This is a genomic window from Sporofaciens sp. SGI.106 (assembly GCF_050314255.1).
GTDB lineage: Bacteria > Bacillota > Clostridia > Lachnospirales > Lachnospiraceae > Claveliimonas.
Genome location: NZ_JBNPMZ010000019.1, coordinates 44,097 through 55,043 on the forward strand (window position 1 = coordinate 44,097; position 10,947 = coordinate 55,043).

Consider the following 10,947-nt stretch of genomic DNA (forward strand, 5'->3'; position numbering starts at 1 on the left):
CCTCCTATTGTTCCCTTAACTTATCTGCCATTTCACTTAATTTTCTCAATCGGTGATTGACACCGGACTTGCCAACCGGCTCTTCCAAAAGAGTTCCCAACTCTTTCAGCGTCGCTTCCGGATATTTCAGACGTGTAAGGGCAACGTCTTTCAGTCCATCCGGCAGCTTATCAAAACCAAGATGATCGCGCACATACGCTATATCTTGCATCTGCTTCACAGCAGCAGATACGGTTTTGTGAATATTTGCAGTCTCACAGTTCACCTTGCGGTTCACCGCATTTCGCATCTCCTTCAATATCCGCACATTCTCAAGATTCATCAGTGCCACATGTGCCTCCATCACATTCAGCATATCCACAATCTGTGCTCCTTCCTTCAAATAGACCACATAATTCTTCTTACGCTGAACGATCTTGGCATCCATGTCAAAACTGTTCATAAGATATCTCAAATACTGTGCGTTCTCCATTGTATCACATACAATTTCAAAATGATAGGATTTTTCCGGATTACTCATAGACCCGGCGGCAAGAAATGCACCCCTCAAAAAGGCACGTTTACAGCACACCGCCTGTATAGAAGCATTCCGGACTGCCCTAAGACTTTTCCCCTTCGCGGCAAGTATATAACAATAGCTGTCCCTTTGCGGATGACTTCTAACAGCCACCCGGACAACAATTTCATTTCCTATATTAAATGTTTTTTGCAATAAAGTAAAGCCTTTTCTCACAACGGATATATTTTCCGTTTGAATCCGCAGAGAAACTCCTCCATTTTCTTCTTCCCGGAGTTCTCCGCACATACCCGCAATTGCCGCCAATTCGGCCAGTTGGCAATGTCTTGCACGCGGGCACTGGCCTGACAATTCTTCTTTTATTTTACCAGAAAATGACATAGACACTCCTACTTTGCTTTCGTTATCGCATCCTTTTCGATATCTCTGTGCTCTATTCGGATTCCGTAATCCTCTTCCATATCCAGTAATTTCTCATAGAGTGCATTGGCAAGCGTCACGGAACGGTGTTTCCCACCGGTGCACCCAATCGCCACTACCAGCTGCGTCTTACCTTCTGACACATAATTCGGAATCAGAAATTCTATCATATCCGTAAGCTTCTCAAGGAACTGTGAAGCCTTATCGTTCGCCATTACATAGTCCCGTACCTCTTTATCATTACCACTCTTAGGGCGAAGTTCTTCTATATAATATGGGTTCGGCAGAAAGCGCACATCGAATACCAGATCCGCATCACTGGGTATTCCATATTTAAATCCAAAGGATAATACCGTGATATAAAGATTCTTATACTCTTTATTCTCCACAAAGATTCTGTTCATCTCCATCTTCAGTTCTCTGACCAGCATCCGGCTTGTATCTATAATGTAATCCGCACGATCCTTAAGTACCTTAAGCCGGGTCCGTTCTTCCTTAATTCCCTGATCAACCCTGCCTGTTCCGGACAGCGGATGACTTCTTCTCGTCTCCTTATACCTTTTAACCAAAACCTCATCCGAGGCCTCCAGAAAAAGCACCTCATAGGAAAGATGCATATCATCCAGTGCTATAAGAGACTGCTCCAGTTCCCGGAAACTATGAATACTCCGGATATCCAGTCCCAACGCAATCTTATTTATCTCCGCATTCGGCATTCTAAGCAGATCTACCAGCTTCGTTACCATCGGCACCGGCAGATTATCCACACAAAAATATCCTACATCCTCCAGCATCTTAAGTGCTGTACTCTTCCCCGCTCCTGACATTCCGGTTACAATCACAAATCTCATTTTAAAATTCTCCCAGTTTCTTCACTTCCGGCTCCAGCACAACGCCAAACTGTTCCCGAACCCGACCGGACACCTGATCCATCAGAGAAACAATATCCGCCGCGGTGGCTTCATGGGCATTGATCACAAATCCACAGTGTTTCTCTGACACCTGCGCTCCGCCCACCTGAAAGCCGCGAAGTCCTGCATCCTGAATTAATTTTCCTGCAAAATATCCTTCAGGTCTCTTGAATGTGCTTCCGGCACTTGGATATTCCAACGGTTGTTTGCTGGTTCGCTTCTCCCTCAGTTCTTCCATATATGTCCGAATAGTTTCCTGTTCTCCCGGTCTCAATTCAATTGCCGCCTCCAGAACAATATACCCTTCTTTTGCAATGACACTGGTTCTGTATCCCAGTTCCAGTTTTTCTTTCGGAAGTACTATAACCTCTCCATCAGAAGTCATGACCCGCACCTCCAGAAGGACATCTTTCATCTCTCCGCCATAGGCACCCGCATTCATTACACATGCGCCGCCAATTGTTCCCGGAATACCTGCTGCAAATTCAAATCCGGTAAGCGATGACTCCAGTGCCGTATTCGCAATCTTTGCCAATGACGCACCCGCCTGAGCATAGATCACATTATCTTCCACGCGAATCCGGCTCATTTCTTTATAAAGCTGAATAATCACGCCTCTGTATCCCTTGTCCGAAACCAGAAGATTGCTTCCATTCCCGACGATATAATAAGGAACTTTCTCCTCATCACAGATTGCTGCTGCCGCCTTCACCTCTTCTTCCGATGAAGGCATTACAAAAAGATCCGCAGGACCTCCCACACGGAAGGTTGTATGCTTTTTCATCGGTTCTTCTGCCAATACCTTTTCCTGACCGAGAACCGCCGCCAATTTCTCGTACAAATTCTGCTTCATATCAGCTAACCTTTCTTTAATATTCAATGTTCATCATACACTAAAACATCTGTGAATTCAACGTACACTTGCAAATTCTTCTGAAATGCGTTATATTAGTCACAGACTATATTCGTAAACCATATGCGAATAATTTTATTAAAGGAGTGATTTTTTCATTGGATTCGAGTGACGCCACGCAATTGATTATTTTATTTATTTTACTGCTGTTATCCGGATATTTTTCATCCGCAGAGACAGCTCTTACAACTGTTAATAAGATACGGATGCGCTCTCTTGCAGAAGAGGGTAACAAACGAGCCAAAACTGTTCTGGATATTACAGAGGACTCGGGCAAGATGCTCAGCGCCATTTTGATTGGTAATAATATCGTCAATCTGTCTGCAGCATCCCTGACCACCTCCCTGGCATACAGCCTGGGCGGCTCTGCAGTAGCATTCGCCAGCGGTCTTCTCACTGTTTTGATTCTTCTGTTCGGTGAGATCACCCCAAAGACAATGGCTACCATACATGCAGAGAAAATGTCCCTGATCTACGCACCCGTTATCCATATATTCATGAAGCTGATGACTCCACTCATCTTCATTATCAACAGCCTGTCAATGGGAGTACTTTTCCTGTTTCGGATCGATCCGAACGACAAAAACCGTACCATGACAGAGACGGAGCTTCGTACTATTGTAGATGTAAGCCATGAAGACGGTGTAATTGAGTCAGAAGAAAAGGAAATGATCTACAACGTGTTCGACCTGGGAGATGCCAAGGCAAAGGATGTTATGGTTCCGCGGGTTCACGTTACATTTGCCGATGTAGACAGCACATACGAAGAACTCATCGAGATATTCCGGGAAGACAAATTTACAAGACTTCCGGTATTCGAGGAAACTACAGATAATGTCATAGGAACCATTAACATGAAGGATCTTCTTCTGTTTGATAATAAGAAGGAGTTTCATGTACGGGACATTCTTAGAGAAGCTTACTTCACCTACGAATACAAGAATATTTCCGAACTTCTTGTAGAAATGCGACAGGCCTCTTTCAATATTGCCATCGTATTAGATGAATACGGTGAAACTGCCGGACTTATCACACTGGAAGATTTATTGGAAGAAATCGTGGGTGAAATTCGGGATGAATACGACGAAAACGAAGAAGACTTTGTAGAACAGATCGGTGAGCGCGAATATATCATCGAAGGTTCTATCAATTTGGAAGACCTGAACGACAGACTTGACCTTGATTTATCTTCCGACGACTATGATTCACTGGGAGGTCTGATCATCGAACACCTGGACAGGCTGCCGGAAGCAGGAGATGAAGTAACTACCGAAGAAGGAATCCGCATGGTAGTTGAAACATTAGATAAAAACAGGGTTGAGAAGGTTCATGTATATCTTCCGGAACCCGACACAAGCGAAGACGACAAAGAGGATGCATAATGCATCCTCTTATTATTTTACGTCTTCATGCATCCTGCAGAATCTATTGATTACATTATCTTCGGTTAACGGGTTATCAGCACCGTCTGGTATCCATCCCTCTTTAGCCTGCGCTCCATCTCTACTGCATTACCCAACGTATCAAAATCCCCCACTCCAACCCGGATGAACTCTCCCGAATCATTCAGATAAGCCGGGAAATCCTGCTCCAGAAGTTCATCCCGCAGGCGGATTGCGTAATTACGGTTCCGAAATGCTCCCACCTGAACCCGATACATCTGACGTGGCTGCGTCCGGCCGGACATACCGGCACCATTTCTCATAGCCATACCATTAGTCATACCGTTACTAATACTATTAGCCATGCCCGGATCCCGGATAACCCCTTCCCGTTCCAATGTATCCAGAATTCCAAAAGCAATAGCCTGCGCAATGGCCTCAAAATTAGCATCAAACAGTTCATTATCGGAGTCCGAATTGATAAACCCGGCTTCTATGAGAACCGCCGGCATCTGTGTACGCTTAAGCACTACCAGATTCGGACGGGCTTTCACTCCCAGATTTACAAACCCAACTGCCTCCAGCTGTTCGTTCACCGCCTGGGCAATCTGATATTTCAGCCCTGAAAGGTCATAGACCAGAGATTCTACCCCTTCCGCTTCATTATCCTCCGGGAATGAATTCCGATGAATAGAAATAAAAAGATCCACTCCTGCATTATTCGCTTCCATCGCCTTCTGATACGGCGTCTCATATACATCCGTCGTCCTGGTATACTCCACATCAATATCATTATTCTGCAGTATCTCTCCCACTGCCAGTGCAAGTCGAAGAGCGTCATCCTTCTCCTGACGTCCGTCATACACTGCCCCTGGATCCTTTCCCCCGTGTCCGGCATCTACCATAATAGAATAAGGCATAAAAATATCCTCTTACACACTCTTCATTATCAGAGTATGCAAGAGGATCTCTATTCGTGTCACGACTTATTGGGAGCAACCGGTGTAAGTTTAACGCATTAATTCACAGCGCAATTGACACTTACAAACAACATTTTTGTTACCTCTCTTCGAAACAGGGACACGTTCTAACCTCATCCAGAATCTCTTTTAGATTTTCTATGATCCTATCAGCTGCATCAATATTCTGTTCTCCCGATGTCGCATTCCTATAACCAAAGCAGAACACGCCTGCATTCTTTGCTGCAGTTACACCTGCACAGGAATCCTCAATCGCCACGGCATTTTCTGCCGAAAATCCCGAAAGTTCAAGCACCTTGAGATACGCATCCGGCGCCGGTTTTTTTGCCTTAATCTCATCTCCGGACACTGTATAATCAAACGCCTCATCCACTCCCACCAGCCGAAGGGCATCATCCACCAGAACTCTGGTAGATGATGATGCCAGCCCGATCTTAACACCATGCGCCTTCGCCCATGCAAGAACCTCTTTTAATCCATCCGACGGCGGGATATGATTTTCTTCAATCTGTTTTGCCACCAGACGGTACTGCTCCTTTTCCAGGGCATATGGTTCGCCTTCTATACCGCAAAGCTCAATGATTTTTCTCCAGAATCCACTGGAGGATTTTCCCACCGGATCCGGAAAAGTATCATCCGGCACAATACCAAATTCCCGAAACATCATCTGCCGGGCATTTTCGTGAAGTGGCTCACTGTCCAGGATCACTCCGTCCATGTCAAAAATAATTATTTTTAAATCTTTTTTATCCATCATTTTTCTATTTTTTCTGTCCGTATTTGTGCAGGAAAAAGTCATGGAAGAAATCAATGTCCTCCTGGGATATCTCTACCGCACCGCCAATGCTCTGACAATTTATATATACCATAGCCGTTTTCTCCAGCACCTGAGATCCTGTGTACGCCTCTTTCAAAGTACGTCCTACCGTTATTGCTCCATGATTTGCAATCAAAGCACCCATTCTTCCCTTCAGCGCATCTACTACCGACTCTGCCATCTCTTTTGTTCCCGGCATGGTATAAGCTGCCACTTTTACATCTCCGCCAAGGATCTGCACCTGATCATCACAGATTGGTGGAATCGGTTTTCTTGCTGCCGCCACCGTCAGTGCATAAGTGGAATGCGTATGCATAATTCCATTTACTTCCGGTCTGTCTTTATAAACAGCCGCATGCACAACTGCCTCAATGGATGGTTTTAAGCTTCCCTCATACTCCAGAGTATTCATATTTACAATTACCATCTGCTCTGCATACAGGCGTTCATAATCCATACCGGACGGAGTAATAACCATATAGTCCTCATCAATACGGGCGGAAATATTGCCCCATGTTCCCGCTACCAGTCCACTGTTATACATGGATTTTGCTGTACTGCACACTTCAATCTGCATTAATTTTGCTTTTTCTCTGTTCATTTCCGTCTCCTTCTTTTTCTTTTCCGATTGTCATTTAGTATTTGTATTGATATAACAAATGCTCTCCATTCAGGAATCTTCTTACATCCGCAACGATCTGTCTGGTATGGTTTACAAGCACATCGTCGGTTGCCCCGGCAATATGTGGCGTGATTACCACATTATCAAGCTCTGTCACATATGGGTGATTGCTTGCCAGCGGCTCACTTGCATATACGTCAAATGCCGCTCCGGCAATTCTTCTTTCTCTCAGTGCATCGATAAGTGCTTCCTCATCCAGAATCGCCCCCCTGGATGCATTAATAAAATACGCCGTCGGTTTCATGTAAGAAATCATTTCTCTGCTGATACAACCCTTTGTCTCATCCGTAATCTTCATATGGCAGGTAATAAAATCAGACTCCTGCATAACCTGTTTCAGAGTCCGGGCTTTCCGCACGCCAAACTCTTCCACATCAATCTCACCCACAAACGGATCGTAAATTAAAAGTTCCATTCCGATCGCACGTGCAATCTTTCCAACCCTTCTTCCGATACTTCCGTATCCCACAATACCAAGCGTCTTACCGTGGAGCTGAGTCCCCTTGAATACCATATACGGCGAATCCATATCCATATCCCAAATCATATCCACCTTCAGACCATCCTTGGTCACTTTCTTAGCATCGGGATTTCCTGTAAATTTGCCTGCTTTCAGTGCTCCGTGGGCCATCGGAATTCTTCTTGCAATAGAAAGCATTAAACCAATCGTCATCTCTGCTGTCGAGTCGGAATTTCTGCCAGGTGTATAAAGAACCGGAATTCCTCTTTCTTTTGCCGCTGCCATGTCCACATTCACCGGTGTTGCTCTGGTACACGCAATTAATTTCAGGTTCGGAGCTCCTTCTATAACCTTTCTGGTGATATCATCATAACTGGTAATAATCATGTCTGCATCCCTGGTCTTCTCAACCAGCTCTTCCTCCGACATTTTCGGAAGTCCCAGCGCCCATCCGTCTTTTACCACTTCACCCATCTCATACAATGGTTTCAGTTCTTCTTCGTTGTACTCCGCAGTAAAGAAAATCTTCATTATTCATCCTCCTCTCCAATTGCACGGATTTTCTTGTTCATCTGATGTCTGTAATCCCATATTTCCTGATTATGGATTCTGACTCTTTTATATAATTCATAAATAAGATCATACTTCTTTGTATTCGTAAGATTCGGTTCGTATACCTGCCGGAAGGTGCATGCCTTTTCCACCGCTTCATCATAATTCTTATAAAGCCCCTGAGCCACGCCCACCATCAGCGCAACACCTTTCGCTCCCAATTCCTTACCGGCTGGAATCATCACTTTCATTCCCACTACATCGGCAATCATCTGGGCCCATACCGGGCTTTTCGCCCCTCCTCCGGCCAGGAAAATGGTTCCGCTTTTGTCCACATTCATCAGACAGTCCCTTATTGAAAGGCTGATTCCCTCATACACAGCCCGAATCATCTGTTCTCTTGTAGTCACCTGACTGATTCCAAAAAAGCTCGCCCTGGCATAGGGGTGATAAAACGGTGCTCTCTCTCCGGCAACACTGATATACGGATGATAAACAACTCCACCGCATCCCACCGGTACGCTGTCTACAATCCTGTCAATTTCGTTAAAATCTCTGGTAGTTGCAATATTTTCCAGCATCCAGTCAATATTAGGCGTTCCATTCAATGTAGGCTGCAGCTCCACATACAGATCTCCCAGCGGATGTTTTTCGTAACGGGAATTCTCTGCTCCGAAAGCACAGTCTTCTTTTTTCATCACAATTTCACTGGCGCAGGTTGTGCCCAGGATCACACACACATCCTTTTCATGGATAGCTCCAAGCCCCACCGCTGTTGCCGAAGTATCCAGCGCCCCCGCAATCACCGGAAGCCCTCGCCTGAGCCCCACTTCATCTGCAAAGGAATCAAGAATTGTCCCTACCACTTCATCAGACCGGACCGGATTCGGCAAATAGCTTCTGTACTCTGCAATCCCCATGGCCTCCATCAGATTCTCCGCTATCTTCCCACTGTGTACATCAATAAGCGATGTGAGACTGTCTGTAATTTCTGTCTTGATTTCTCCTGTCATCTTATATCTTATCCAGTCTTTGCAGAAAATAAGTTTACTCGCTTTATCCAGCGTTTCCTTCCTGTTTTCCTTCATCCACTTCAGAAGCATCATCTGATTTCCCAGAAGCGGAGGTGTTCCTGTAGTTGTATGATAGAGACGTCCAATCTCCGGATGATCGTTGGTAATCTCTCCCACTTCATTCACTGCTCTTCCATCACACCAGAGAATTGCATTCTGTACCGGGTTCCCTTCATCATCAATTAGCCAGCATCCTTCTCCCTGACCGGTTACCCCAACACCAATAATATCATCCTTCCGGGCGACACCGGATTCAGCTACCGTTTTTACACAGTACTTCACTTTTTCCCAGACAGTGAGCATATCCTGCTCTACCTGATTTCCCGCGCCATTCAGTGTTTTGCTCTCCTGACTGGCAACACCGGCTTCCTGGCCGAATTCATCAAAGAGCACCGCCTTTACATTCGATGTCCCTACATCAATCCCAAGAATGTACTTCATACTACGCCTCCTATACTTCCATCACTTGCCGCGCCGTAGTCTCATCTATAATCAATCTGTCAATACAACCCGAACAGAGCACTGCCCGAATCGCTTCTACCTTTTCCTCTCCACACGCCACAAGCACCGTATTTGCTATATTTTTCAGACATTCCATATCCGCATTCAGCAGACGGTCTGTCAAAGGACACTCATCATAACTTCCATCGAGCCGAACCGGATTCATAGCAATATCTCCCACAAATCCCTGTTCTCTCAGTATCCGTATGTCATCGGGAGTAATGTGTCCTCTGGTACACATGGTCGACTTTTCCGTCAGCTCTCCCACTCCGAGAACTGCTATATTACACTTCTTCATCAGTTCGTACGAAGCCTTAATACTGCGTTCCTTCAGAAGCCACTTCTTCGTCTCCGCATGCTCCACTACGACCGGAGCGTATAACATATAACTGGGACAATCCAGTCTGTCTGCCAACCCGCGGGCAATCTCATCAGATTTTTCCACAGGACGCTCAATATTCTGAGCTCCCATCAACTGTACAACCCGGCACTCACTGCGGCGCTTAAACGTCATCTGATCCACCACTTCCGCCAGAGTCCTTCCCCAGGACACTCCAATGATATCTCCCTGCTGAATAGTCTCATCCAGATACTGCGCTGCCACATTCGCCACTTTATATATAGCCGTATCTTTCTCGCCATAATCAGTTGCCACAATTGCTTCTTTCAGACCAAATCTTTCTTCTATTTTTCCTTCCAGTTCAATATTATCCCTTTCATATCCATGAATATTAATCGTGACAACATCCAAATCTACCAGTGAATTAATAATCTGATTCACTTTCTGTCTCGTAAACGATAGTCTTTTTGCGATTTCATCCTGGGTCATCCCAAGAGTATAATACCAATATGCTATTTTTATATTCAGATTTCTTTTCATTCAACTACCCTCATATTACAAATGTAATACGATATTACATTTGTAATCTTAGTATATCATTTTCACCCTATTTGTCAATACTATTTTCAGACCCCACTTACTAAAAAAGGTCCACCGGACCTTTAGCCGCATGCACAATAACAGAAAAAGCAAGGGACAAGGCATACCTGTCCCCTGCTTCTCTTTTTTATTACAATAATTCAATAATTCCATCAGCCATTGCTGTCAGAATAATACAGCATGATGTTGCTCCTGCATCCAGAACTCCTCTGGAACGCTCGCCCAGACGACTGGAACGGCCAAACTTAGCCACCATATCTTTTGTAGAATCACGTCCTGCTGCTGCAGCTGCCTTCATTTCCTCCAATGCTTCTTTGTAGTCTTTTCCGGACTCTGCCGCTGCTTTCAGCACATCAACTGCAGGTGACAGGGTATCAACCAATGTTTTATCTCCAACCTGCGCCTCAACGATATCCTGAAGCTCTTTCAATCCATTTTCCAGCATTGCCGCAAGTTCTGCCACACCAATCTCCTCTGCATCTTCTCCGGCTTCTGCCATTCCCATCAGAATATTTCCGTAAATCGGTCCCATAGATCCACCGATTTCATTGAACAGGATAGTTCCCAGATCGTCCAGGCCTTCTGTAAAAGTGAAATCTTCATCTTTGAATCTTTCCTCAAACAGGCTGAAACCTTTATTCATGTTCATGCCATGGTCTCCATCTCCGATGAGTCCGTCTACTTCTCCAAGATACGCTTTATTATCCTGAATTCCCTTTACCATTTTTAACAGAACAGACTTGCCGTCTGCATTTTTAAATGTTCCCATATTTTCTTTTCCTCCTGATGATTCTGATCA

Annotated in this window: 11 protein-coding genes; 1 reads left to right on the forward strand and 10 read right to left on the reverse strand. The window is 45.0% G+C overall.

The window, feature by feature from the left end; all coding sequences use genetic code 11:
- Nucleotides 1-4: 4 nt before the first annotated feature.
- Genes whiA through murB form a run of 3 tightly spaced genes read right to left on the reverse strand, consistent with a single transcriptional unit; the run spans nt 5 to nt 2,701 of the window.
- On the reverse strand, nt 5-898 hold the full coding sequence (gene whiA / locus ACQRCC_RS12535; protein ID WP_427851115.1) for a DNA-binding protein WhiA: 894 nt from the start codon (nt 896-898) through the stop codon (nt 5-7).
- 8 nt (nt 899-906) lie between these two features.
- On the reverse strand, nt 907-1,788 hold the full coding sequence (gene rapZ, locus ACQRCC_RS12540) for an RNase adapter RapZ (RefSeq protein WP_427851116.1): 882 nt from the start codon (nt 1,786-1,788) through the stop codon (nt 907-909).
- A gap of 1 nt (nt 1,789) precedes the next feature.
- On the reverse strand, nt 1,790-2,701 hold the full coding sequence (gene murB, locus ACQRCC_RS12545) for a UDP-N-acetylmuramate dehydrogenase (protein ID WP_427851117.1): 912 nt from the start codon (nt 2,699-2,701) through the stop codon (nt 1,790-1,792).
- Nucleotides 2,702-2,859: 158 nt separating this feature from the next.
- Between murB and ACQRCC_RS12550 the strand changes: the two genes are divergently transcribed.
- Nucleotides 2,860-4,143, forward strand: coding sequence for an HlyC/CorC family transporter (locus tag ACQRCC_RS12550; RefSeq protein ID WP_427851118.1), 1,284 nt, complete (start codon nt 2,860-2,862; stop codon nt 4,141-4,143).
- Nucleotides 4,144-4,208: 65 nt separating this feature from the next.
- Here ACQRCC_RS12550 and ACQRCC_RS12555 read toward each other — a convergent pair whose 3' ends face one another.
- The 7 genes from ACQRCC_RS12555 to dhaL form a co-directional block, all read right to left on the reverse strand.
- Entirely contained in the window at nt 4,209-5,063 is an 855-nt protein-coding gene (locus ACQRCC_RS12555; protein ID WP_427851119.1) for an N-acetylmuramoyl-L-alanine amidase, read from the reverse strand.
- Between the two features lie 139 nt (nt 5,064-5,202).
- Nucleotides 5,203-5,880 carry an HAD family hydrolase gene (locus ACQRCC_RS12560; protein ID WP_427851120.1) on the reverse strand — a complete coding sequence of 226 codons (678 nt, stop codon included), beginning with the start codon at nt 5,878-5,880 and terminating at the stop codon, nt 5,203-5,205.
- A gap of 4 nt (nt 5,881-5,884) precedes the next feature.
- The gene (locus ACQRCC_RS12565) at nt 5,885-6,541 is read right to left on the reverse strand and encodes a class II aldolase/adducin family protein (RefSeq protein WP_427851121.1); all 657 of its coding nucleotides are present in this window, start codon (nt 6,539-6,541) and stop codon (nt 5,885-5,887) included.
- Nucleotides 6,542-6,575: 34 nt separating this feature from the next.
- Nucleotides 6,576-7,613: a 2-hydroxyacid dehydrogenase gene (locus ACQRCC_RS12570; RefSeq protein ID WP_427851122.1), complete on the reverse strand. Its 1,038-nt coding sequence runs from the start codon at nt 7,611-7,613 to the stop codon at nt 6,576-6,578.
- Complete coding sequence (locus tag ACQRCC_RS12575; protein WP_427851123.1) at nt 7,613-9,148, reverse strand: FGGY-family carbohydrate kinase; 1,536 nt, start codon at nt 9,146-9,148, stop codon at nt 7,613-7,615. Before ACQRCC_RS12575 ends, ACQRCC_RS12570 begins: the two co-directional genes overlap by 1 nt.
- Before the next feature lie 10 nt (nt 9,149-9,158).
- Nucleotides 9,159-10,088: a sugar-binding transcriptional regulator gene (locus ACQRCC_RS12580; RefSeq protein ID WP_427851124.1), complete on the reverse strand. Its 930-nt coding sequence runs from the start codon at nt 10,086-10,088 to the stop codon at nt 9,159-9,161.
- A 190-nt stretch (nt 10,089-10,278) separates the two neighbouring features.
- Nucleotides 10,279-10,917 (reverse strand): dihydroxyacetone kinase subunit DhaL, encoded by a 639-nt coding sequence (gene dhaL / locus ACQRCC_RS12585; RefSeq protein WP_427851125.1) that lies wholly within the window; start codon nt 10,915-10,917, stop codon nt 10,279-10,281.
- Nucleotides 10,918-10,947: the final 30 nt, after the last annotated feature.